This window comes from Streptomyces sp. B15, from assembly GCF_018070605.1.
GTDB lineage: Bacteria > Actinomycetota > Actinomycetes > Streptomycetales > Streptomycetaceae > Streptomyces > Streptomyces smyrnaeus.
This window is the reverse complement of record NZ_JAGPXJ010000102.1, coordinates 1-22063: the sequence shown is the minus strand read 5'-3', so window position 1 is coordinate 22063 and position 22063 is coordinate 1. Positions and strand designations below refer to the sequence as shown.

Genomic DNA, 22063 nt, shown 5'->3' with positions numbered 1-22063 from the left:
TCGAGCACCTGCTCGAAGGCGTCCAGGTCGCTGGCGAGCACCGGAGCTCCGGCGGACATGGCCTCCACCAGGATGATCCCGAAGGACTCGCCGCCCGTGTTGGGCGCCACGTAGAGGTCCACACTGCGCAGCAGCCGGGCCTTGTCCTCGTCGCTGACCATGCCGAGGAACTCGACACTCTCCCGCAGCGCGCGCGGGAGCTGGGCGACCGCCTCCTGCTCGTCCCCCCGCCCCGCGACCAGCAGCCGGGTGCCCGGTGCCGCCTCCAGGATGGCGGGCAGCGCCTTCATCAGCACCGGCAGCCCCTTGCGGGGCTCGTCGATCCGGCCGATGAACCCGATCGTGCGACCGTCCGGCCCGCCCTGCCATTCCTGTTTGGGCTCGGCGTCGGCGAAGAAGCCGACGTCGACCCCGTTGGGGATGGTGACCGCGTCACCGCCCAGGTGCTCGACCAGGGTGCGGCGCGCGTACTCGCTCACCGCGATCCGGGCACTGATCTTCTCCAGCGCGGGCTGCAGGATCGGATAGGCCGCGATCATCGCCCGGGAGCGCGGATTGGACGTGTGGAACGTGGCGACGATGGGCCCCTGCGCCGCCCAGCACGCCAGCAGCGCCAGCGAGGGGGTGGCCGGCTCGTGGATGTGCAGCACATCGAAGTCGCCCTCGTGCACCCACCGGCGCACCCGGGCCGCGGACAGGAAGCCGAAGTTCAGCCGCGCCACCGAACCGTTGTACGGCACCGGCACGGCGCGCCCCGCCGAGACGACGTAGGAGGGCAGCGGCGTCTCGTCGTCCGAGGGCGCCAGCACGGAAACCTCGTGGCCCAGCCGGATCAGATGCTCGGCCAGGTCGCGGACGTGGAACTGGACGCCGCCGGGCACGTCCCACGAGTAGGGGCAGACGACGCCGATCCTCATCCTGTTCCCCGCTCACCCGCGGCCGGGGCCGGGCCCGCGGCCTCCCCCGGTGTCCTCCCGGGCCCCGGCTCCAGGTCGGCGAGCCAGAAGCGCTGGAGCATGTGCCAGTCCTGCGGATGGTCGGCGATGCCCGCGGCGAAGATGTCGGCGAGGGCCTGCGTCATGACCGCGGTCCGCTCCCGGCGCCCCTCGAGCTGCGGCACGGGGACCGGCTCGTGGACCCTGGCCTTCATCCGCGGCGGCGCCTCGTACCAGAGCGTCACGGGCAGCAGCAGGGCGCCGGTCTGCTGGGCCAGCAGCGCCGGGCCCGCGGGCATCCGGGTGGCCTCGCCGAAGAACTCGACCTCGATCCCGCTCGCGGACAGATCACGGTCGGCGACCAGGCAGACGAAGCCGCCCGCGCGCAGCCTGCGCGCCAGCTTGCCGAGCGCGGAGGCGCCACCGTGCGGCAGCACCTCCATGCCCAGGCTCTCCCGATAGGCGACGAACCGGTCGTAGAGGCTCTCCGGCTTGAGGCGTTCGGCGACCGTGGTGAACGGCTGCCGTGTCGCGGCCACTGCCCAGGCGCCGGCCAGGTCCCAGTTGGCCATGTGCGGCAACGCCAGTATGACGCCGCGCCCGGAGGCGAGCCCGTCGGTGAGCCGGTGCACGTTCTCCACGTCGACGCAGTCCAGGACGTGCTGCTCGCTGTAGGAGGGCAGCCGGAAGGACTCCATCCAGTAGCGCAGGTACGAGCGCATGCCCGCCTGCGAGAGCTGCCGCAGACGGGCGGGCGAGGCGTCCGGCACCACCCGGGCCAGGTTGGCCTCCAGCCGTGTGACGCCCTTGCCGCGGCGCCGCCACACCGTGTCGGCGAGCTGCCGGCCGAGCGCCGCGGCCGCGGGCTCGGGCAGCTTCTTGACCCCCGCCCAGCCCAGCCCGTAGAGCGAGTCGGTGAGCCGGTCGCGCAGCGCGCTCAAGCGGTCCTCCCCTTCTCCTCCGCCTCGTCCCCCGCCGCGGCCTGCTGCTCCTCGGCGGCAGCCCGGTTCTGCTCCGCCTCGTCCACCTCCGCGGCCTCACGGCGTACCGTCACCACCCGCTGACCGAGGGTGACGGCACTGCCGACCGCGACCACCCACAGGGCGATCGGCAGCAGCACGCCGATGTGGGGGACGCCGAACGTGGCCTCGAAGCCTGAGAGGCCCGCGAGCACCAGGGTGATCACCAGCCGCTCGGACCGCTCGACGAGGCCGTTCACATCGACCGGCAGTCCGATGCTCTCGCCGCGCGCCTTGGTGTACGAGACGACCTGCCCGCTGGAGAGGCAGAACAGCGTCACCGCGCACAGCACCAGGTCGTCACCGCGCCCCGCGTACCACAGCGCGATACCGCCGAAGACCGCCGCGTCCGCCACCCGGTCGAGCGTGGAGTCGAGGAAGGCCCCCCAGCGGCTGGAGCGGCCCAGCTGCCGCGCCATGTTGCCGTCCACCATGTCCGAGAAGACGAACAGTGTGATGACGACAGTGCCCCAGAAGAACTCCCCGATCGGGTAGAAGATCAAGGCTCCGGCCGTCACTCCGAGGGTGCCGACCAGGGTGACGGCATCGGGACTCACGCCCCGGCGCAGCAGCAACGCGGCAAAGGGGGTGAGGACACGCGTGAAGAACGCACGCGCGTACTTGTTCAGCATGACCGTCCCTGGTACGTCGAGGGCGAGCCGGATGACGGTGTGGCCACCGGGTGGCCCATCGTAGTCACGCGCCGGAAGCACTCGGCGCACACGGTCGGGTAGCGCCGTGTGCCACGTATGGACGCCTGTCGGCAGCGGTGTAAAGCTCGGAAGAACCGTGGTCTTCGCGACCGCTCGGCCCCTCCAGCGTGCTCCAGCAGGTGACAACCGGAAGGCGGGACACATGGCCGACAAAGCGAACGCACACCCCGGAGCCGCCGGCAGGGCAGCAGCGGCCGACCATCCCGCCGCGATACGCAACGTGGTACTGGTCGGCCACAGCCAAGCCGGCAAGACGACTCTGGTCGAATCCCTCGCCCTCGCCTCGGGCGCGATCAACCGGCCCGGCAGGGTGGAGGACGGCACCTCGCTCTCCGACCACGACGAGATCGAGCACCGGCAGCAGCGCTCCGTCCAGCTCTCCCTGGTGACCGTCGCCTGGAACGGCATCCGGATCAACCTCCTCGACACCCCCGGCTACGCGGACTTCGTCGGCGAGCTGCGGGCCGGGCTGCGGGCCGCGGACGCCGCCCTCTTCGTCGTCTCGGCCGCCGACGGCGTGGACGGGGCCACCCGACTGGTGTGGCAGGAGTGCGCGGCCGTCGGAATGCCCCGCGCCATCGTCGTCACCCACCTCGACGCCGCACGCGGCGATTTCGACGAGATGACGACCGTCTGCCGGCAGGTGCTCGGAGACGACGACCCGGACACGGTCGTCCCCCTCTACCTGCCCGCACTCGGCGAACGCCGCTCCGACGGCACGGCGCCGGTCACCGGCCTGATCGGGCTGCTCACCCAGCGCCTCTTCGACTACGGGAACGGCCGGCGCACCGAACGCGACCCGGACGAGGGACATCTGCCGCTCGTCACGGAGGCCAGAAACCGGCTGATCGAGGGCATCATCGCGCAGAGCGAGGACGAGTCGCTGATGGACCGCTACCTCGGCGGCGAGGACTGCGACGTCAAGACACTCATCGAGGACCTGGAGAAGGCCGTCGCCCGCGGCTCCTTCCACCCCGTGCTGGCCGCCGCACCCCCCGCCGACGGCGCCAAGCAGGGTCTGGGCACCATCGAACTGCTGGAACTGATCACCGGCGGATTCCCGACGCCCGAGGAGCACGGGATACCCGCCGTCACCACCCCGGACGGCAAGCCGCGCCCCGTCCTCGAGTGCGATCCGGCCGGACCGCTGGCCGCCGAGGTCGTCAAGACCTCCTCCGACCCGTACGTCGGCCGGATCTCCCTGGTCCGCGTCTTCTCCGGCACGCTGCGCCCCGACGAGACCGTGCACGTCTCCGGGCACGGGCTGGCCGACCAGGGCCACGAGGACCGCGCCCTTCACGAAGCAGACGAGCGGATCGGCGCCCTGTCCGCGCCCTTCGGCAAGCACCAGCGCCCCTTGGACGCGGCCATCGCCGGAGACCTGGCATGCGTGGCCAAACTCGGCCGGGCCGAGACCGGCGACACCCTCTCCGCCAAGGACAATCCGCTGCTGGTGGCACCCTGGGCGATGCCCGATCCGCTGCTGCCCGTCGCCATCGAGGCGCACAGCAAGGCCGACGAGGACAAGCTCTCCCAGGGCCTCGCCCGGCTGGTCGCCGAGGACCCGACGATGCGGCTGGAGCAGAACCCGGACACCCACCAACTCGTGCTGTGGTGCATGGGCGAGGCCCACCGGGACGTCGCACTGGAACGGTTGCGGGCGCGCTACGGCGTGCAGGTGGACACCGTCGAGCACAAGGTGTCGCTGCGGGAGACCTTCGCCTCGTCCGCGAGTGGGCGCGGACGGCACGTCAAACAGTCCGGCGGGCACGGTCAGTACGCCATCTGCGACATCACCGTAGAACCCCTGCCGGGCGGGTCCGGCATCGAATTCGTCGACAAGGTGGTGGGCGGCGCGGTGCCCCGCCAATTCATCCCTTCGGTGGAGAAGGGCGTCCGTGCCCAGGCGGCCAAGGGCGTGGCCGCCGGCCACCCGCTGGTGGACGTGCGCATCACACTCGTCGACGGCAAGGCGCACTCCGTCGACTCCTCCGACGCGGCCTTCCAGACAGCGGGCGCACTCGCCCTGCGCGAGTGCGCGGCCCAGGCCAGGATCCACCTGCTGGAACCGGTCGCCGAGGTGGAGGTCCAGGTCCCGGACGAGTACGTGGGCGCCGTGATGAGCGATCTGTCCTCCCGGCGCGGCCGGGTGCTGGGCACCGAGCAGGCCGGGCCGGGCAGCACGATCGTGCGCGCCTCGGTGCCCGAGATCGAGATCAGCAGGTACGCGATCGACCTGCGGTCGATGTCGCACGGCACGGGTCGCTTCTCGCGTGCGTACGCCCGCCACGAGCCGATGCCCCAGCAGCAGGCGGCGCGCATCCTGGAGGTCTCGAACTAGAGCCTGCCCCGCACGGGGGTGTGCGCCCCCCGGGCGGGGAACTGCTCCCCCAGCCTTCGGCCGGGAGGTGCCCCCACAGCCACGGACGGACCGCGGACGGCGGTTGACGGGCAGGGGCAGACGGTTCGCATTCGCTGAGGCAAGATGTGTGCGGACCACGGCAGTTGGGCAGCCGTCTGTCGTGGTCGGCGGCACCTCACCGGTCCTGCGCCGGAGTCGGCACCGGGTGCCGCGAGCCAGATCCGAACGGAGTGGGGGCCCAGTGGCCGGATTCGACGATCTCAGCAGCCAGCCCGATGTGGCAGCCGAGTTCACCCCGGGCGCCCAGGTGCCCATCTCGGGGGCGGGCGGCCAGACGGCGGCGACCCAGGCGCTGGCCTCGGCCGCCTATCGGGACGACGAGGTCGAGAAGCTCGTCGCGGCCAACCCCGAGGCCAGTTTCAAAAAGCCCCGGCTCTCCTTGTTCGAACCCAACCTGGGCGAAGCGTTCTCCCGGGCCGTGCAGACCCGGCTGCTCGGCGGCGCGCGCAAGCCGCTCATCCAGTCCTTCGGCATCGAGCCCCAGTCCGTGGTCGAGCACTGCCTGGCCGCCACCCGGGTGCGCAAGCAGCGCGATGCGCGACTGACCATGGTGATGGCCCTCTTCGGACTGCTGTTCCTGCCCGGCGTGCTGCTGTGGCTGCTCGCCTTCCAGCTGCGCCGCATGATCGCCGGGTCCAAGGACAAGCGCGCCGGCGCCATCGGCATGGTGGTGCTGGTCGCCGTGGGCGCACTGGTCGTCCTGTTCGCGATCAAGCTGCCGGTCAGCGGCTTCTGGGGCATCTATCTGCGGGCCATGCTGGTCGCGCCGATCATCGGCGGGGTGTGGGCCAAACAGATCTGCGAGCGGTACGCCAAGGACTTGCGCAGCCGGTGGCAGAGCCTGCTGGGCGGCGCGGGGGTCGGCGCCAAGATCCCCGAAGCCGTTCCCCAGGACCCCGGCGACGCGGGCGCCGAACGCATCCGGCTCGGGCTGGCCAAGGTCGCCGCCGAACAGGCCAGCAACCTGGTCTACTACGCGGGCCCCAAGGGGATACTTGGCATGGGCACCCGCTGGGGCAGCTGGCAGCTCGCCGAAGAGCTGACCCCGGCGCGCGAGGGCGAGGAGATCAATCCGTTCCGCAGCTGGGACGTCGTCCGCTCCATCCACGATCAGCTCCGCCTGCTGGAGCGCGGCCCGCTGCACACCGGTGGCTTCCCCACTCCCTCGATACGGCACTGGGTCGTCTCCCCCATCGCCGAGGGTGCCAAGGAGGTCAAGCGCCCCGACGGCCAGGAGGTCGAGGGCTACCGCATCAAGGACTTCGAGATACAGCGCATCTGCAACGAGCAGCAGTTCGGCGCCGGCAACCGGCACTATCTGGGCGTCCAGTTCGTGCTCTGGGACGGCCAGTTGGTGATCACCCTGCTGATCTCCGTCACCGTGCTGCACCACACACTGCGCATCGAGGTCACCGGGCACGCCCTCGGTCCCGTCGACGGGCTGTTCACCAGCGGCCCGAAGGCCAAGACCAAGGAGGTCGCCAAGAGCGTCAAGTTCTGGGAGACGCGCACGGTCAAGCTGCCGCTGGTGGAGACCAAGGAGGTCGTACGCCTCGCCGCCCGCGCCCCGCTGACCTGGTTCCCTCCCGTGCTGGACTTCCTCGGCGGCAAGCTCTCGCTGCCCGAGCCGTTCGGCCTGCGGCACGCCTGGGCGAAGAAGCCCTGGCGGCACCGGTTCATGGCGGACGACGCGATGCGCGCGGCGACACCCGTACTGCGCGTCGTGCACGCGGCCGCCATCAAGGTGCTGGAGGAGAACGGCTGCAACGTCGAGAAGTTCGGCAGCCGCTCGCTCAACCTCAGCGCCGCCGTCCAGGACGCCAAGCCCTTCAAGGCGGACGTCTACGACGCCTGAGGGGTCACCACGCCTCGGCGAGCATCGCGCGGGTGTCGGCGAGGAGCTGCGGCAGCACCCGCGTATGGCCGACCACCGGCATGAAGTTGGTGTCGCCGCCCCAGCGGGGCACCACGTGCTGGTGCAGATGGGCGGCGATACCGGCCCCGGCGACCGAGCCCTGGTTCATCCCGATGTTGAAGCCATGGGCTCCGGAGACGCGGCGCAGCACCGTCATCGCGTGCTTGGTGAACTCCGCCAGCTCCAGCGTCTCGGCGTCGTCCAGCTCGGTGTAGTCCGCGATGTGCCGGAAGGGGACGGTCATGAGGTGGCCGCCGTTGTACGGGTAGAGGTTGAGCACCGCGTAGACGTACTCGCCGCGGGCGATGATCAGGCCGTCCGCGTCGGACTTCTCCGGGATGGTGCAGAACGGGCAGCCGTCCTCGGCACCGGGGCCGCTCGGCTTGTTCTCGCCCTGGATGTAGGCCATCCGGTGGGGCGTCCACAGGCGCTGGAACTGGTCCGGCGCCCCCACTCCGATCTGCTGCTCCGGCTCGCTCGTCATGCCGGCCAGCTTATGCGCCGCACGGCGCCGGACACGAGCAGGGGCGGCCCCTCGACGGGACCGCCCCTCCCCTTCGGCGCTGTGCGCTCACACCTGGATGCGGCGCTCCACGGCGTCGAGGATCTCCGCGATGGCTTCGTCACGCGGGATGCCGTTCTTCTGCGACCCGTCCCGGTAGCGGAACGAGACCGCGCCGTTGGCGATGTCCTCGTCGCCCGCGATCACCATGAACGGGGTCTTCGCCTTCTGCGCGTTGCGGATCTTCTTCTGCATCCGGTCCGACGAGGAGTCGACCTCCATCCGCAGCCCCTTGGCCTTCGCGGCGGCGGCGAACTCCGTCAGGTACGGAACGTGGTCGTCGCCGATCGGGATGCCGACCGCCTGCACCGGGGCGAGCCACGCCGGGAAGGCGCCCGCGTAGTGCTCCAGCAGGACGGCGAAGAACCGCTCGATGGAGCCGAAGAGGGCACGGTGGATCATCACGGGCTGCTGGCGCGAGCCGTCGGCCGCGGTGTACTCCAGCCCGAAGCGGGCGGGCTGCTGGAAGTCGACCTGGATGGTGGACATCTGCCAGGTGCGGCCGATGGCGTCCCGGGCCTGGACGGAGATCTTCGGCCCGTAGAAGGCGGCGCCGCCCGGGTCCATGACCAGTTCCAGGCCCTGCTTCCCGGCGGCCTGCCGCAGTGCCTCGGTGGCCTCCTCCCACTCCTCGTCGGTGCCCATGAACTTGTCCGACTCGGGGTCGCGGGTGGACAGCTCCAGGTAGAAGTCGCTCAGACCGTAGTCGCGGAGCAGGTTGAGGACGAAGGTGAGCAGATTGTCCAGCTCATCCGGCATCTGCTCCTTGGTGCAGTAGATGTGCGAGTCGTCCTGGGTGAAGCCGCGGGCGCGGGTGAGTCCGTGGACGACGCCGGACTTCTCGTACCGGTAGACCGTGCCGAACTCGAACAACCGCAGCGGCAGCTCGCGGTAGGAGCGTCCCCGCGCACGGAAGATCAGATTGTGCATCGGGCAGTTCATCGCCTTGAGGCGGTAGTTCTGCTCGTCGAACTCCAGCGGCGGGAACATGCCCTCCGCGTAGTGCGGCAGGTGCCCGGAGATCTCGAAGAGCCGCTCCTTGGTGATGTGCGGCGTGTTGACGAAGTCGTAGCCGGACTCCTCGTGCCGCCGGCGCGAGTAGTCCTCCATCACCTTGCGGACGACACCGCCCTTGGGGTGGAAGACGGCGAGGCCGGAGCCCAGTTCCTCGGGGATGGAGAAGAGATCCAGTTCGGTGCCGAGCTTGCGGTGATCGCGCTTCTCGGCCTCGGCGAGGAATTCCAGGTACTGCTTGAGCTCGTCCTTGGTCGGCCATGCGGTGCCGTAGATGCGCTGGAGCTGCGGGTTCTTCTCACTGCCGCGCCAGTAGGCGGCGGCCGAGCGCATCAGCTTGAAGGCGGGGATCAGCCGGGTGGTGGGCAGGTGCGGGCCCCGGCACAGGTCCTTCCAGCACAGCTCGCCGCTCTTGGCGTCGAGGTTGTCGTAGATCGTCAGCTCGCCGGAGCCGACCTCGGCCGAGGCGCCTTCGGCGGCGTCCGCCGCGCTGCCCTTGAGGCCGATCAGCTCCAGCTTGTACGGCTCGTCCGCCAGCTCCTCGCGGGCGGCCTCGTCGGTGGTGACGCGGCGGGAGAAGCGCTGGCCCTGCTTCTGGATCTGCTGCATCTTCTTCTCGATGCGCTTGAGATCGTCGGGGGTGAAGGGCTCCGCGACGTCGAAGTCGTAGTAGAAGCCGTCCTTGATGGGCGGACCGATGCCGAGCTTCGCCTCGGGGAAGAGTTCCTGGACGGCCTGCGCCAGCACGTGTGCGGTGGAGTGGCGCAGGATGTTCAGGCCGTCGTCGCTGGTGATCTCGACGGGTTCGACCTCGTCGCCGTCGGCCAGCGGATGGGTGAGGTCCTTCAGCTCTCCGGCGACGCGGGCGGCGACGACGGAACGCTCGCCCTCGAAGAGCGCGGCGGCCGTAGTGCCCGTCGTCACCACGCGCTCTTCCCGCTCGGAATCGCGTTGGATGGTCACACGGACATCTGACACCGGTCTCTCCTGACTCTCACCTGGGACGCGCGGCCGTCGCCACGCCGTGAGCGCGGACATGCGCCGCGCCGTCGAATCGTACCGAGCAACGCCCCCCGACCGCGAAACGGTCACGGCCCCGGGACCTTCCCGTACGGCGGTGGCGGCACGTGCGGGATCGCGGCCAGGGCCCGTCAGCTGCCCATGCCGCGCTCGAATTCGTCGAGGTCGTTGCGCAGTCGTTTCAGCAGCCGCTCCCGCGCCGCCTCGGGCACCGGCACAGGGGCGACGTCGTACGCGCCGCTGAGCCGCCGGAAGCCGCCTCTGCTCTCCAGCAGCCCGGCGATCCGCAGCGGCAGCCCCGCCAGATGGGCGTGGACGGCGCGGCGGTAGCCCTCCTCGTCCAGCCGGGCCCGTACCTGGGTGACGTCGGCCCCGGCGAGCACGTCCAGCCGTACCGACCCGGGCCCGTCGGGCCGGGCGCGGCGTAGCCGTACCACGGTGCCGGTCACCCGTACGGGGACGGAGGGCTCGGCACGCTCGTAGTGCCGCCCGGCCTGTTCCAGTGCGGGCAGATCGCCGGGGGTGAAGACGACGGGGAGCGGCCGCTGCGGGCAGCCCGGCGGCGTTCCGGCCTGCCGGGACCAGGCCAGGGTGATCTGCACGCTCTCCGTGCCGCGTACCAATTGGCAGAGGGATTCGGTGAGTTCGGCGCAGCAGCCGTCGGCCACAGCGGCGTCGAAGTGCTCCGTGGCGCCGGTGGCGCGATAGCGGGACACCGCGTCGGCGGCTGCCCGCAGGGCGCGGCTGAGCACCGCGAGTTCCCGGCTGCCGTCCTGCGGCCCCGCAGGGACGCGGGCGGTCAGCAGCCGGCCCGCGCCGCCCTTCTCGGCACTCTCCTCGTAGCGCACCCGCTCGGCGAAGGCGTCGGCCCGGCGTTCGCCGCGCGCCCCGTGGAAGCCGGTGACCCGCTGGGCGGCCAGGGCACCGGCGCGCAGCATCGCCCGGGCTGCCGTGCCCAGCTTCTGCCGGGCGCGCCAAGTGGCTGCCGTGTTGCTCGCGGGCAGTTCGCGTCTCCAGTGGATTTCATCGTCGTCGGCGGCGACTCGCATCACGCTCTCCGTGTCCCGGCCACTTCCCTCCTTCTCCTGACCACGGATCGGTGCCGCAAACGGCCACTTCGGGGACGAGAAGCGGGAGGTCGGGGAGGTGAGGAAGCGGAGATAGGCAACAAGAGGCGGAAGACAAGCACAAGAGGCCGTCCCGTCTGCTGACGGTCCGGCCTCTGGTGCTCTTACGAACACGGGGTGGGCGATACTGGGTTCGAACCAGTGACCTCTTCGGTGTGAACGAAGCGCTCTCCCACTGAGCTAATCGCCCCGGGTGTTCCGCCTCGTGCGGCGGTACGGCAGAACAATACAGTGCGTCTCACTCTTCATCCAAACCCCTTTCCAGCAGGGCCCGCAGGCCGCGCAGACCGCTGCGCATCATCAGCCGGTGGTTGGCGATGAACAGGGGGCGGCCGGGGACGGCGCAGACCCGCAACAGCCGCTTGTTGACCTCCACCTCCTGCTCGAAGACCACGAAGGTGCCCGCAGCGGAGCCGGGGCCTATGGTCCAGCGGGCCCAGCCGTCCATGTCGCCGCTCATGCGTATCTGGAGTATTCCGGCTGCCGGGTCGCGCCGAACGGGACGCAGAGTCACGGAGAGTTCATAGGGAAGTGCGGAGCGGATACGCAACGTCGCGCTGTCCTCGCCGGTGCGGGAGAGCCGGCGCACCTGCGGCCACCACTCGGGATACCGCTCGGCGCGTTCCAGTACGGCGTAGACATGTCCTGGCGGAGCCTGGATCTTCCATGCCGTACGGAAGCGATAGTGGTTCCGGTCCCGGCCCACGCGCTCATCTCCCCCGCAACGCTTCGGGGCCCGGAAGCTGGTCGCTTCCGGGCCCCGGTGCATCGAGTGGGCGATACTGGGTTCGAACCAGTGACCTCTTCGGTGTGAACGAAGCGCTCTCCCGCTGAGCTAATCGCCCGCTGGCGCGCTCAACATTACCGCATGTCAGCGGGTGCTCATGACCATCAGCGAGACCGTCGTTCCGCTCTCCTGGCCAGCTTGCGCTCCTTGCGGGCGGTCCGGCGCTCCTTCAGCCACTGGGTACCTTCGTGGTACTTGCGCTTGGTCCAGCGCAGGACGTGCTGCGCCCAGACGAACTCGGTGGCCCACACGGCCATCCCACCGAAGATCACCAACCAGCCCGGGCCTGGAAGCGGCAGCATGATGATGCCGCCGACCACGATCGCCAGGCCGACGATGAAGATCACGACACGCCAGCTCATGTGCAGCGGCCGGGAAGCCTGCACAAATCTCGGCGCACGGGAGCCGAGCGGCTTGTCCTCCCGGATTTCACGCGGCATCGCGTCACTCTCCGCAGTCATGAGGGACAAGGTACCTGACACCTTTCGGTGAGGTCGGTTCACTGGATCGGCCGTACGCCTCAAACCTATAAGAGCCGTACGAAGGATTCGATTCCGTACAAATCAGTCAGAGGGGTTTACAACCGGCGCGTAGGTGGCATGTCGATTGCGCCGACGTGCGAATCCCCGAGCGCACACTGAGCGAAAGGCCCTGGCGCTTATGAACACAACGGTGAGCTGTGAGCTGCACCTGCGCCTCGTTGTTTCGAGCGAGTCCTCACTGCCTGTACCAGCGGGCCTGCGGTACGACACGGCGGACCCCTACGCCGTGCACGCCACCTTCCACACCGGTGCCGAGGAGACCGTGGAGTGGGTCTTCGCCCGCGACCTCCTGGCCGAGGGCCTGCACCGGCCCACAGGCACCGGGGACGTCCGAGTCTGGCCGTCCCGCAGCCACGGCCAGTCCGTGGCATGCATCGCCCTCAGCTCTCCGGAGGGCGAGGCCCTGCTCGAGGCCCCGGCGCGGGCACTGGAATCCTTCCTCAAGCGGACCGACGCGGCCGTGCCGCCCGGTACCGAGCACCGCCACTTCGACCTCGACACCGAGCTCTCGCACATCCTCGCCGAGAGCTGAGACCGCCGGTCACCGCGGCCGTCCGACTCGGGGCGACGGCCGACGGTCTCCGGCAGCCGTGTGCCACGGCACCGCTTCGTGTAACGGCACACTGCGACGGGGTGACCACCGTCCGGAAACGACCGGCTCCCACGGGCGGCGCAGCGACTAGGCTTCCGCATCAGGCCGGAGAGGTTCCCGGACACGGCAGGAGCGGCCCGTGCAGATCAACCACGACACCCGGTGTGCGCTCGACCAGGCGGTCGAACTGCTGAACACCATGGCGGACGGCGACACCCCCGACACGCTGATGTCCGTGGCGGACCTGCGCATCTACGTCGAGCGCAACGACGTCAGCGGCGTCGGCACGCTCACCGAGGAGGATCTGCGGGCCGTACGGGAGGTACGGGAGCGCTTCGCGCAGGTGTTCGCCGCGGAGGACTCGCGTACGGCGGCCGGGCTGATCAACGCACTGGTGGCGGAGGCCGGGACCACGCCACAGCTGACCGACCACGACGGCTACGACTGGCACGTCCACTACTTCGCGCCGGACGCCTCCGTCGCCCAGCACCTGGCGGCCGACTGCGGAATGGCGCTGGCGTTCGTCCTGGTCTCCGGAGAGCTCGACCGGCTGCGCCGCTGTTCGGCTCCGGATTGCCGACGGGCCTTCATCGACCTGTCCCGCAACCGCTCCCGCCGCTACTGCGACAGCCGTACCTGCGGCAACCGCCTCCATGTGGCCGCCTACCGCGCCCGCCGCCGGGAGTCGGCCGAGGCCACCCCCGGCGGCTGACCGCTCCAGGGCGCCGCCCGCGCACTTCGGAGCTCACAGCAACAGCAGGTCGTGCGCCCCCGCCGCACCGATCAACACGGCGATCACCGCGAGGAACAGCATCAGCGGCGGTTGGGAGAGTGCGTACAGGCATCCCTTGGGCTCGGAGGGCGGCAGCTCGTCGAGCTCGATCGCGGAGTTCGGCGTTGTGTCCATCTCGCCGCGATCATGTCGCAGCCCCCGGGACCCCGCCGGACTGCTTGCCCCCTTTTCCGGTGGTTTCCGGCCAAAGGCCCGCTTCCGTCACCGCGGGCATGTTAGAGCCACGCCCGCCGGACACCGGACCTGCGCGCTGCCGGGGCTGCCGGAGCCCGGGGCGGTCAGCTGCCGGGCCGGTCAGATGCCGTGCTTCTTGAGGATGGCCTCGATGTCGGAGAAGTCCTCGCCGGGTGCGGCGGGCTCGCTCTTGCGTGACCTGCTCTTCTCGGGCTTGGCCTGGCGCTGGGTGGCCGGCGGGCCGGAGGACCCGAGAGCGGGCGTCCCGGCGGCGGGCTCCGTGGCGCGGGACGGCCGGTCGGCGCGCTTGGACGCGGCACGGCCGGCGGCGGCACGGCCGATGATCCACAGCACGACGGCGCAGGCGAGCACGGCGAAACCGGCCCAGACGGTCGGCTTGAGCACCAGGTCGGCCGCCCAGCTGCCGAACGCCCTGCCGATCTTGCCGCCGAGGCCGACCAGTCCGGACATCGCCAGCCCGACCGGCACCAGCGCGACGGCGGCGAGGCACGTGGCGGCGGCGAAGCGGCGCCGCCACGCCGTCAGGAAGGCGACGGCGAGGCCCGCCGCGGAGAGCGCGGCGCAGACGGTGGTGGTGAGCATGTCTCCATCGTCGCACCGGGCGGGGGGTGGCGGCCATGGCCCGGTCCGCGGTTCAGGGAGATCTCGGGGTCGGGGCCCTCCTCGGGGCTGAGAGACTGTGACCATGGACAACACCACCGACTCCGGCACCACGCACCTCCGGCCGAACGCGACGCTGGACGTGTGGTGCGAGCTGCAGTGCCCGGACTGCCACCGGGCCCAGGCCGACCTGCGGGCGCTGCGCGAGCGGTACGGCGACGCGCTGGAGATCCGGCTGCGGCACTTCCCGCTGGAGAAGAACAAGCACGCCTACGCCGCTGCCCAGGCCTTCGAGGAGGCCTACGAGCAGGGCAAGGGCCAGCAGTACGCCGAGGCGGTACTGGCGCGCACCGGGGAGCTGCGCGAACGGGGTGAGGAGCTGCTGGTGGAGGTCGCGCGCGAACTGGGCCTGGACGCCGAGGAGTTCTCCTCCGCGCTGATCGACGGCCGGCATCTGCTGGTGGTGGACGCCGACCAGGCCGAGGGCAAGGCGATCGGAGTGAAGGGCACGCCGACGTACGTCATCGACGGGCAGCGGCTGGACGGCGGCAAGAGCCAGGACGGGTTGCGGGAGCGCATCGAGGAGATCGCCGACCGGCTGCTCCAGCAGTGAGTGCGCCCGGCTACAGCAGCGCCTTGACGTGGAACCGCTCCACCAGGCGGTAGCCCAGCGAGGTGTAGAGCCGCCGGGCGCGGGGGTTGTCGGCGAAGACGTTGAGCCCCAGGCGGGCGGCCCCCGCCTCCGCACAGATGCGCTCGGCGGCCAGCATGAGGGAACGCCCATGGCCTTCCCCACGCCGTTCGGGTATCACATTGACGTCGTAGACCCAGGCGCCCACATCGCTGCGGGGCAGCCCGGTGAAGCCGAGCCACAGCGTCCCGACGTCGGTACCCCGGCAGGTGAGGACGCTCAGCCGGGCGCCGGAGCTGGCGGCGCCGTCCGGCAGTTGCGTGCGCCGGACGGCCGCGGACCTGGCGGTGGCCTGTTCGCGGGTGAAGCCCCAGGTGACCAGGGTATCGACGAAGGTGGCGGAGCCCGCTGCCCACCATGCGTCGAACTCCGCCTCCGTCAGCGCTCTGACGGCGCTGCCGGTCGGCAGTCCGGGGCGCTCGCCCAGCTCTTTGATCATGTGACGGCTGCGTTCCGCATAGCCCAGGGCATTCAGCAGGCGGACACCCACGGGTGGCTCCGCCTCGCTGCCGTCCGCCGCGGCGGGCTCCGGGACGCTCGTCTCCACGTGGGTGCAGCCCCAGCCCCGCAGTATCTCCTCGGCGGCCAGCGCCGCGACGGTGCCCCTGCCCCGTCGCCTCTCGCCCAGATCGACATGGAGCCGCCCCAGCCGACCGAAGGCGGGCCCGTCGTCGGGCGGGCCGGCGAGGTCGACAGCGCCCACCGGGCGGGAGTTGACACGGATCTCGTAGGTCCGGGAGCGCCTGCCGTCGGCAGTGCGGCTCTCGGGACCGGTGGGGCGCAGGGTGGTCGTCACGGTCCGGTTCTACCCGCCGGGCGAGGGCCGCACCACCGGTTTCACGGGTCGATGTCGGCCGCCGAGCGCTCCTCGAAGACCCGCATCGCCTTGGCGGTCACCGGGCCGGGAGCGCCGGGCAGGGTGCGGCCGTCCAGCCGCGCCACGGCCTGGACGTCGCGCAGGCTGGAGGTCACGAAGACCTCATCGGCCCGCTCCAGCACGTCCATGGGCAGTTCCGTCTCACGGGCGCCGGCCCATTCGAGCACCAGCGCGCGGGTGATGCCCGCCAGACAGCCGGAGGACAGCGGCGGAGTGTGCAGTTCGCCGTCGAGGACGACGAAGACGTTCGAGCCGGTGCCCTCGCACAGCTGACCGTGGGTGTTGGGGAACAGTGCCTCGGTGGCGGCGTGCTGGCGGGCGCGGGCGAGTGCGACGACGTTCTCGGCGTACGAGGTGGTCTTCAGCCCGGTGATCGCGCCGCGCTCGTTGCGGGTCCAGGGGACGGTGACGACCGAGGTGGTGTCCGGCCTGCGGGTCGCCTGGCCGAGGGCGACGACGAGGGTGGGCGTGGCCTCGCCCCGGTCCGAGCCGAGCGGGGAGAGGCCACCGGTGTAGGTGATCCGCAGCCTGCCGTACGGCATGGGGTTCGCCAGGACGACCGCCTCACAGGCCCGCCGTACTTCGTCCTGGTCGGGCTCGGGCAGCCCGAGGCCGCGTGCGGAGGAGGCGAGCCGCTGCAGATGCCGGGTGAGGGCGAACGGCGTGCCGTCGGTGGTCTTGATGGTCTCGAAGACGCCGTCGCCGACCGTCAGCCCGTGGTCGAGCACGGAGACGTTCGCGCTGTGTGCGTCCCGCAGTCCGCCGTCGAGCCAGATCTTCACTGCTGTTCACCTCGGGGAGCCGCTGGGGGCCGCTGTGTCACCGGGCGTGCGCCGCGGTCTGTTGGCCGTCGTTCTCCCCCGACGCTACCGCGAGCAGCCGGGAAGCCTTCAGTTCGGTCTCCCGCCACTCCTGCTCCGGGTCGGAGTCCCAGATGATGCCCGCGCCGGCGCCGAAGCGCAGCAGCGCGCGCGGGTGGTCCCGCTCGATCCAGAAGGTGCGTATCCCCACGGCCAGCTCGCCGACGCCCCGGTCGGCGTCGACCCAGCCGATGCCCCCGGTGTAGGGGCCGCGGGGCACCGTCTCCAGCGCGTCGATCAGCCGCAGGGCGCTGGACTTGGGCGCTCCGGTGATCGAACCGGGTGGAAAGGTGCCCTCCAGCAGCCGCGCCCACGCTCCGGCGCCGGGGGCCTGCCCGGTTCCGGGCAGTTCACCGCGGACGGTGGAGACCAGATGGACCAGCCCGCGGTAGGGCTCGGCCGCGCACAGCTGGGGAACGGTGATGGACCCCGGCACGCAGACCCGGCCCAGGTCGTTGCGGACCAGATCGGTGATCATCACGTTCTCGGCCCGCTCCTTCTCCCCCAGGTCGGCCGCGAAACGGCCGGTGCCCTTGATGGGGCCGGACTCGACGGTGCGTCCCGTACGGCGCAGATACAGCTCGGGGGAGGCGGTCGCGATCTCGACACCGTGCGCGGGGAGGCGCACGGTGCCCGCGTACGCCGCCGGCGTGCCCAGCGCGAGCCGGGCCGTGAGCTGGTCGATGTCACTGGCCCCCGGGGAGGGGTCGGGCAGCGGCGCGGACAGGACGCGGCAGAGGTTGACCTGGTAGACGTCGCCCGTGCCGATGGCGGCGCGGATCCGCCGTACGCCCTCGGTGTAGGCGGCCCGGTCCAGCGAGCTGGTCCAGCTGTCGGTCGCGGGCCCTCGCCAGCTGCCCGGGACCGGGGCCGGGAGCGGGGCGGGGCGCACATCGCCGAAGCGGGCGCAGCACAGCCCTCCCTCGTAGTCGGCGACGACGGCCCACCAGCCCGAGGAGTCGAGCGCCTCGGGGTCGCTGGTCACATCGCGCAGGTCGGTGGCAAGGCTGCCGCCCAAGCGGGCGAGCGGGGTCAGATCGGACACGGTTTCGAGTCTATGGGGCCGGTGAGCCGCCGCCTCGCGGACGGCTGGGCGGCCACGCTGCGGAAACGGAATTTGAGCTGGCCCGGGAATCCGCTAAAGTTCAACACGTCGCCGAGGCGCGCAAGCGCAGCGGGGGCGGCCTCCCGGGCACGGCCCGGAACAGGCACTGCGGACGTGGCTCAGCTGGTAGAGCATCACCTTGCCAAGGTGAGGGTCGCGAGTTCGAATCTCGTCGTCCGCTCGACGTGGGGGACCTCCCGGACCCCCGCACCTGGTGGAGTGGCCGAGAGGCGAGGCAACGGCCTGCAAAGCCGTCTACACGGGTTCAAATCCCGTCTCCACCTCCAAGGACGATTAGCTCAGCGGGAGAGCGCTTCCCTGACACGGAAGAGGTCACTGGTTCAATCCCAGTATCGTCCACCAGGTCCGGTCACCACCGGACCTTCCGCGCGGTTAGCTCAGCGGGAGAGCGCTTCCCTGACACGGAAGAGGTCACTGGTTCAATCCCAGTACCGCGCACGGACGATTAGCTCAGCGGGAGAGCGCTTCCCTGACACGGAAGAGGTCACTGGTTCAATCCCAGTATCGTCCACCAGTACGTAGGAGGGCCCCGGCGGTTTCGCCGGGGCCCTCTTGTGCGCCGGGAGGGCTCAGGAGGAGAAGAGCATCCGTCCGAAGCCGCGCTGGTCGTGGTGCCCTCCACGATGCCCATGACCGTGGTGGCCGTGACCGTGCGAGCCGTGGCCGTGCTGGCCGTGGTGCGGGGCACCCCAGGCCGGGCCGGCGGGGTATGCCTGCGGACTCTGCGGTGCCTGCGGCCCGGGCGGCGGCGGTGCGGACTGCGCCCACTGAGCCTCCAGCCTGGTGAGGGACTCCAGCTCACCGTAGTCGAGGAAGATTCCCCGGCAGTTGTCGCACTGTTCTATCTGCACACCGTTGCGGTTGTACGTGCGCATGGGCGCACCGCACTTGGGACACTGCATCATGACGTCGGCTTCCTCTCGCTCCCGGTTGCCCACCGGTTCTGCTCACCGGTGACCGGACACCACCGGCCGCGGCCGGCCGGGGCACCACCCTACGACCCCTGCGGCGTGGGGAGTTCGCCTCGTTCGAAGAGGGCGGCGATCCGGGCGCATGCGGCCACGCACGCCTCCTCCGCCTCATCCAGCGACCGCCCCTCGGTACGGGCCTTGGCGACGCCGAGCGCCGCGCCCTGCACCGTCAACGCGCGGGCGGGCGCGTCGAGATACGGCCACGGGTCGGGACCGGCCAGGCCGTACGGGACGCCGTCGGCCCGGGCTGTGCGTACGGTGCGCGCCGGAAGAGCCGCCCGCGCCGTACGGGCGTACGCGCCGAGGAAGCGCTGCCACTCGGCGGTCGGCAGCATCCCGGCCGCGTACCAGGCAGCGGGACGCGCGAGGTCCCAGGCCGGATCACCCAGGCCCAGATCGTCGACGTCGATCAGCTGCCAAGGGCCGTCGGGCCGTGGGTACCGGACGAGTTGGCCCAGATGGAAGTCCCCGTGGCACAGGGTGCGGGCGTCGGGCGGCGGCTCCTCGTCCCGGCACCACGGCGGCAGTACGGCCCAGGCCCGTTCGACCACGTCGGCCGCCGCCGCGTGGCTGCCCTGAGGGGCGCTCCGCATCCGCGCCAGGGCACGGGCCGCCTTGGTGGGGCCGCGCATCGGCGGCAGCGGGCCGGGGAGTTGGGTGGCGGGAGGGAGCGGCGCGGTGTGCAGCCGGGCCAGGAGTGCGCCCGCCGCCTCCCAGGGGGCGGCTGCCGCGTCGCCCGGGTCCACCGGGGTCCCGTACGGCCAGACGCTGGCGATCCGCCCGTTGGACAGCGCCACCGTCCCGCCGTCGGAGGCCGGGGGCAGCAGCACCCCCCGGTACGCGGCGGCCGCCGCGACCCGTAGCCGTACGTCCAGCGGCCCGACATCGGCGTCCGGGGCGTGCGCCTTGGCGACGCGGTCGCCGACCCGCACGACGACGCCGTCGGCGCGCTCGGCGAGCACGTCACCGGGGCAGCCCTCGGGGCCCCCGGCGAGCTCACCGAGGGCCCGGTGCAGCGCCGTGCTCCGGGCGGGGGTGTCGGGGAGGGCCACGAGAACTCCAAGGGGTCGACGACCACGACGTACGGCACGACGTACGGCGAGCACCTGCCCCGCCGCGCGGCCCTGTGGACGAAGGGGGTGGGATACGCGAGAGCCCGGGTAGCTCCCCAGCTACCCGGGCCTCGTGCCGTCCGCCGCACCCCCGTCCCCACGGGGCTGTAAAGCCGGAAGTCCCCGACCCGGTCCGCTCCACCGGGCCTGGGATCGCTCAGGATCCCAGCATTCCGGCCACGGACGACGCCTGTGTCACCACCATCCGACCCCAGCCCGTGACGAGGCCGAGGAGGAGGGCGAGCGGCAGCACCATGGCGGCTGCCACCAGCGGATGGCGACGGCCGCCGGGACGGGTGCCGAGGTCGGCGAGTGCCGAGAGCCTTCCCTTCCCTGTGGGCGTGGTGCGCCCAGCCGTGTGTGCCATGTCCGCTCCTGATCGTTGTCTGGGGCGGCGGACGTCTGACCTCGGGGGACGAGTGCTGCGTCCGCCGCTTGACCACAACATTAGGCAAGGGCGTGGCCCACGGCGTCATGCGCGCGTACCGACTCGGGGGCCTCCCGAAGGATGACGTGGTGCAAGGCCGGCTACTCCCCAGGGTGGAGGCACCGTCAGCCTTGCCAGGGTCTTCCCCCAGGGGGTACCGCCGCTCGGTCGCTCGGACACCCCGAGGGGTGAGTTCTCTCACTCCCCCGCCGCCCGTGCGCTCCGGCCCGGCAGCCGCGGCCCTGCCCGGCCACCCAGGGCCGCACACGGTCCCGGCCGTGGGTGGCCACACCCCGACCCTTCATCCGTCACAGCGTCAAACATCGTGCCCCGCCCCGGCTTTGAGGGCGCGGGGGCGGGGCGCGCGGGCGCGCGCGACCGGCGCGCCGAACGATATTTCCGTCGTCAACCGGGCTCTGACATTCCGTCTGGCGCCGCGTGCGCGGCCTATCGTCGCCTTGCCACGGCAGTCCGTAAGCTGTGGTCGTCAGACGGACCGGTCGGCGGTGGGCTGCTCCCCCATCGGGCGCCGGAGGTGGGGCACTCGCCCACCGGACACCGGAGGTAGGAACGGACATGGCGATGATGCGGCTCCGGCGCGAGGACCCGCGAGTCGTCGGCTCGTTCAGGCTCCACCGGCGCCTGGGAGCCGGCGGCATGGGCGTGGTCTACCTCGGTTCGGACCGGCGCGGCCAGCGGGTCGCGCTGAAGGTGATCCGGCCGGATCTGGCCGAGGACCAGGAGTTCCGCTCCCGCTTCGCCCGTGAGGTATCGGCCGCGCGGCGCATCCGCGGCGGGTGCACGGCCCGGCTGGTGGCCGCCGACCTGGAGGCCGAGCGCCCCTGGTTCGCCACCCAGTACGTTCCCGGTCCCTCGCTGCACGACAAGGTGCACCAGGGCGGTCCGCTGCCCGCCGCGCAGGTCGCCTCGATCGGCGCGGCGCTCGCCGAGGGCCTGGTCGCGGTGCACGAGGCGGGTGTCGTGCACCGGGATCTGAAACCCTCGAACATCCTGCTGTCCCCCAAGGGCCCGCGCATCATCGACTTCGGCATCGCCTGGGCGACGGGCGCGAGCACGCTGACACACGTCGGCACCGCGGTCGGCTCCCCCGGCTTCCTGGCGCCCGAGCAGGTGCGGGGAGCGGCCGTCACCCCGGCCACCGACGTGTTCGCGCTGGGCGCCACGCTGGCGTACGCGGCGACGGCGGACTCCCCGTTCGGGCAGGGCAGTTCGGAGGTCATGCTCTACCGCGTGGTGCACGAGGAGCCGCAGCTGGACGCCGTGCACGCCGCGCTGGCCCCGCTGATCCACGCCTGCCTGGTCAAGTCGCCGGAGGACCGGCCCAGCACCCTGCAGCTCTCGCTGCGGCTCAAGGAGATCGCCGCGCGGGAGGCTCGCGGCCTGTCCGAGGGCGGGGACGCGACGCTGGGCGGCGGCCGGGCCGCCGAGCACGGCGAGTGGCCGGGCGCCGGCACCCGGCCGGTGACCGGTGGATCCGCGCCCGGCAGACCCGTACCCGACCGGCGGCACGAGCCGCCGGCCGGCGAGCGGCGGCCACGGGACCACGCGCAGCAGCGCACCCAGCGCAGCGGTGCCGGCCGGGAGCGCGAGCGGGCGGCGAGCGCGCCGCGCGCCTCGACGCCGCGCACCCCCCGGCCGACCGCGCCCGGCTCCTCGCGGGCGCCGCGGCCCTCGCGGGACGCGGGACATGTGACCGGCAACGCCGCCCGGAGGGGCGGGGAGCGCCCGGCCCGCCGCCCCTC

The 22063-nt window shown here is 71.6% G+C and carries 22 protein-coding genes and 7 tRNA genes; 11 read left to right on the top strand and 18 right to left on the bottom strand.

Annotation, left to right across the window (positions count from 1 at the left end; genetic code table 11):
• From KBY19_RS31090 to pgsA, 3 genes are all read right to left on the bottom strand, one after another.
• On the bottom strand, positions 1-917 hold a 917-nt coding region (locus tag KBY19_RS31090), incomplete at its 3' end, for a glycosyltransferase family 4 protein (protein ID WP_210967182.1).
• A complete protein-coding gene (locus tag KBY19_RS31085; RefSeq protein WP_210967181.1) occupies positions 914-1876 on the bottom strand; it encodes a phosphatidylinositol mannoside acyltransferase in 963 nt (320 codons plus the stop codon). The genes KBY19_RS31090 and KBY19_RS31085, both read right to left, overlap by 4 nt.
• Entirely contained in the window at positions 1873-2586 is a 714-nt protein-coding gene (pgsA, locus tag KBY19_RS31080; protein WP_099878726.1) for a phosphatidylinositol phosphate synthase, read from the bottom strand. Before pgsA ends, KBY19_RS31085 begins: the two co-directional genes overlap by 4 nt.
• A 223-nt stretch (positions 2587-2809) precedes the next feature.
• On the opposite strand from pgsA, the gene KBY19_RS31075 reads away from it, so the two are divergent.
• Together KBY19_RS31075 and KBY19_RS31070 are read left to right on the top strand one after the other, a co-directional pair.
• Positions 2810-5008 (top strand): elongation factor G-like protein EF-G2, encoded by a 2199-nt coding sequence (locus KBY19_RS31075; RefSeq protein WP_210967180.1) that lies wholly within the window; start codon positions 2810-2812, stop codon positions 5006-5008.
• A gap of 262 nt (positions 5009-5270) precedes the next feature.
• The gene (locus KBY19_RS31070; RefSeq protein WP_099878730.1) at positions 5271-6944 is read left to right on the top strand and encodes a hypothetical protein; all 1674 of its coding nucleotides are present in this window, start codon (positions 5271-5273) and stop codon (positions 6942-6944) included.
• A 4-nt stretch (positions 6945-6948) separates the two neighbouring features.
• On the opposite strand, the gene KBY19_RS31065 is transcribed toward KBY19_RS31070, so the two are convergent.
• From KBY19_RS31065 to KBY19_RS31035, 7 genes are all read right to left on the bottom strand, one after another.
• Positions 6949-7488: an HIT domain-containing protein gene (locus KBY19_RS31065; protein WP_099878732.1), complete on the bottom strand. Its 540-nt coding sequence runs from the start codon at positions 7486-7488 to the stop codon at positions 6949-6951.
• Positions 7489-7575: 87 nt separating this feature from the next.
• Complete coding sequence (gene thrS / locus KBY19_RS31060) at positions 7576-9558, bottom strand: threonine--tRNA ligase (RefSeq protein WP_099878735.1); 1983 nt, start codon at positions 9556-9558, stop codon at positions 7576-7578.
• A gap of 173 nt (positions 9559-9731) precedes the next feature.
• Complete coding sequence (locus tag KBY19_RS31055; protein ID WP_099878737.1) at positions 9732-10649, bottom strand: hypothetical protein; 918 nt, start codon at positions 10647-10649, stop codon at positions 9732-9734.
• Between the two features lie 196 nt (positions 10650-10845).
• Positions 10846-10917, bottom strand: a tRNA-Val gene (locus KBY19_RS31050).
• 48 nt (positions 10918-10965) lie between these two features.
• The gene (locus tag KBY19_RS31045) at positions 10966-11433 is read right to left on the bottom strand and encodes an SRPBCC family protein (protein WP_307843670.1); all 468 of its coding nucleotides are present in this window, start codon (positions 11431-11433) and stop codon (positions 10966-10968) included.
• 67 nt (positions 11434-11500) lie between these two features.
• Positions 11501-11572: transfer RNA gene (locus tag KBY19_RS31040), tRNA-Val, on the bottom strand.
• A gap of 46 nt (positions 11573-11618) precedes the next feature.
• Positions 11619-11975 carry a TIGR02611 family protein gene (locus tag KBY19_RS31035; protein WP_099878742.1) on the bottom strand — a complete coding sequence of 119 codons (357 nt, stop codon included), beginning with the start codon at positions 11973-11975 and terminating at the stop codon, positions 11619-11621.
• 199 nt (positions 11976-12174) lie between these two features.
• Here KBY19_RS31035 and KBY19_RS31030 point away from each other — a divergent pair, with 199 nt between their 5' ends.
• Positions 12175-12588, top strand: coding sequence for an SsgA family sporulation/cell division regulator (locus tag KBY19_RS31030; protein ID WP_026005227.1), 414 nt, complete (start codon positions 12175-12177; stop codon positions 12586-12588).
• Positions 12589-12787: 199 nt separating this feature from the next.
• Positions 12788-13360 carry a CGNR zinc finger domain-containing protein gene (locus tag KBY19_RS31025; protein WP_099878744.1) on the top strand — a complete coding sequence of 191 codons (573 nt, stop codon included), beginning with the start codon at positions 12788-12790 and terminating at the stop codon, positions 13358-13360.
• Between the two features lie 33 nt (positions 13361-13393).
• Here KBY19_RS31025 and KBY19_RS31020 read toward each other — a convergent pair whose 3' ends face one another.
• Both KBY19_RS31020 and KBY19_RS31015 read right to left on the bottom strand, forming a co-directional pair.
• Positions 13394-13555, bottom strand: a complete 162-nt coding sequence (locus tag KBY19_RS31020; protein ID WP_019360026.1) for a hypothetical protein — start codon at positions 13553-13555, stop codon at positions 13394-13396.
• Between the two features lie 180 nt (positions 13556-13735).
• Positions 13736-14218 (bottom strand): hypothetical protein, encoded by a 483-nt coding sequence (locus KBY19_RS31015; RefSeq protein WP_210967178.1) that lies wholly within the window; start codon positions 14216-14218, stop codon positions 13736-13738.
• A 103-nt stretch (positions 14219-14321) separates the two neighbouring features.
• Between KBY19_RS31015 and KBY19_RS31010 the strand changes: the two genes are divergently transcribed.
• Positions 14322-14849 carry a DsbA family protein gene (locus KBY19_RS31010; protein ID WP_099878750.1) on the top strand — a complete coding sequence of 176 codons (528 nt, stop codon included), beginning with the start codon at positions 14322-14324 and terminating at the stop codon, positions 14847-14849.
• A 10-nt stretch (positions 14850-14859) separates the two neighbouring features.
• Here KBY19_RS31010 and KBY19_RS31005 read toward each other — a convergent pair whose 3' ends face one another.
• From KBY19_RS31005 to KBY19_RS30995, 3 genes are read right to left on the bottom strand one after another with little or no spacing between them, the layout of a single operon-like run.
• Positions 14860-15723, bottom strand: coding sequence for a GNAT family N-acetyltransferase (locus KBY19_RS31005; RefSeq protein WP_210967177.1), 864 nt, complete (start codon positions 15721-15723; stop codon positions 14860-14862).
• Positions 15724-15764: 41 nt separating this feature from the next.
• Positions 15765-16586, bottom strand: coding sequence for an aminotransferase class IV (locus KBY19_RS31000; protein WP_185016320.1), 822 nt, complete (start codon positions 16584-16586; stop codon positions 15765-15767).
• Between the two features lie 37 nt (positions 16587-16623).
• Positions 16624-17709 carry a chorismate-binding protein gene (locus KBY19_RS30995; RefSeq protein ID WP_185016321.1) on the bottom strand — a complete coding sequence of 362 codons (1086 nt, stop codon included), beginning with the start codon at positions 17707-17709 and terminating at the stop codon, positions 16624-16626.
• Positions 17710-17877: 168 nt separating this feature from the next.
• Between KBY19_RS30995 and KBY19_RS30990 the strand changes: the two genes are divergently transcribed.
• The 5 genes from KBY19_RS30990 (at position 17878) to KBY19_RS30970 (ending at position 18304) form a co-directional block, all read left to right on the top strand.
• Positions 17878-17950: transfer RNA gene (locus KBY19_RS30990), tRNA-Gly, on the top strand.
• Between the two features lie 32 nt (positions 17951-17982).
• Positions 17983-18056 (top strand) — tRNA-Cys (locus KBY19_RS30985).
• A gap of 1 nt (position 18057) precedes the next feature.
• A tRNA-Val gene (locus KBY19_RS30980) sits at positions 18058-18132 on the top strand.
• Between the two features lie 24 nt (positions 18133-18156).
• A tRNA-Val gene (locus KBY19_RS30975) sits at positions 18157-18228 on the top strand.
• 1 nt (position 18229) lies between these two features.
• A tRNA-Val gene (locus KBY19_RS30970) sits at positions 18230-18304 on the top strand.
• Positions 18305-18359: 55 nt separating this feature from the next.
• On the opposite strand, the gene KBY19_RS30965 is transcribed toward KBY19_RS30970, so the two are convergent.
• The 3 genes from KBY19_RS30965 to KBY19_RS30955 all read right to left on the bottom strand — a co-directional run bounded on the left by KBY19_RS30965 (position 18360) and on the right by KBY19_RS30955 (position 20240).
• Positions 18360-18692 carry a zf-TFIIB domain-containing protein gene (locus tag KBY19_RS30965; RefSeq protein WP_180289885.1) on the bottom strand — a complete coding sequence of 111 codons (333 nt, stop codon included), beginning with the start codon at positions 18690-18692 and terminating at the stop codon, positions 18360-18362.
• A 92-nt stretch (positions 18693-18784) separates the two neighbouring features.
• Positions 18785-19813, bottom strand: coding sequence for an aminoglycoside phosphotransferase family protein (locus KBY19_RS30960; protein WP_185016322.1), 1029 nt, complete (start codon positions 19811-19813; stop codon positions 18785-18787).
• A gap of 217 nt (positions 19814-20030) precedes the next feature.
• Positions 20031-20240: a hypothetical protein gene (locus KBY19_RS30955; protein ID WP_099878760.1), complete on the bottom strand. Its 210-nt coding sequence runs from the start codon at positions 20238-20240 to the stop codon at positions 20031-20033.
• 636 nt (positions 20241-20876) lie between these two features.
• Here KBY19_RS30955 and KBY19_RS30950 point away from each other — a divergent pair.
• Positions 20877-22063: serine/threonine-protein kinase (locus KBY19_RS30950; protein ID WP_247691611.1), on the top strand; the 1187-nt coding region annotated here is incomplete at its 3' end.

Coding starts and splice junctions, on each gene's coding strand:
- pgsA (WP_099878726.1), bottom strand. CDS start 2,586: ATGCTGAACAAGTACGCGCGTGCGTTCTTCACGCGTGTCCTCACCCCC.
- KBY19_RS31075 (WP_210967180.1), top strand. CDS start 2,810: ATGGCCGACAAAGCGAACGCACACCCCGGAGCCGCCGGCAGGGCAGCA.
- KBY19_RS31065 (WP_099878732.1), bottom strand. CDS start 7,488: ATGACGAGCGAGCCGGAGCAGCAGATCGGAGTGGGGGCGCCGGACCAG.
- KBY19_RS31055 (WP_099878737.1), bottom strand. CDS start 10,649: ATGCGAGTCGCCGCCGACGACGATGAAATCCACTGGAGACGCGAACTG.
- KBY19_RS31035 (WP_099878742.1), bottom strand. CDS start 11,975: ATGACTGCGGAGAGTGACGCGATGCCGCGTGAAATCCGGGAGGACAAG.
- KBY19_RS31030 (WP_026005227.1), top strand. CDS start 12,175: ATGAACACAACGGTGAGCTGTGAGCTGCACCTGCGCCTCGTTGTTTCG.
- KBY19_RS31020 (WP_019360026.1), bottom strand. CDS start 13,555: ATGGACACAACGCCGAACTCCGCGATCGAGCTCGACGAGCTGCCGCCC.
- KBY19_RS31015 (WP_210967178.1), bottom strand. CDS start 14,218: ATGCTCACCACCACCGTCTGCGCCGCGCTCTCCGCGGCGGGCCTCGCC.
- KBY19_RS31010 (WP_099878750.1), top strand. CDS start 14,322: ATGGACAACACCACCGACTCCGGCACCACGCACCTCCGGCCGAACGCG.
- KBY19_RS30965 (WP_180289885.1), bottom strand. CDS start 18,692: ATGCAGTGTCCCAAGTGCGGTGCGCCCATGCGCACGTACAACCGCAAC.
- KBY19_RS30955 (WP_099878760.1), bottom strand. CDS start 20,240: ATGGCACACACGGCTGGGCGCACCACGCCCACAGGGAAGGGAAGGCTC.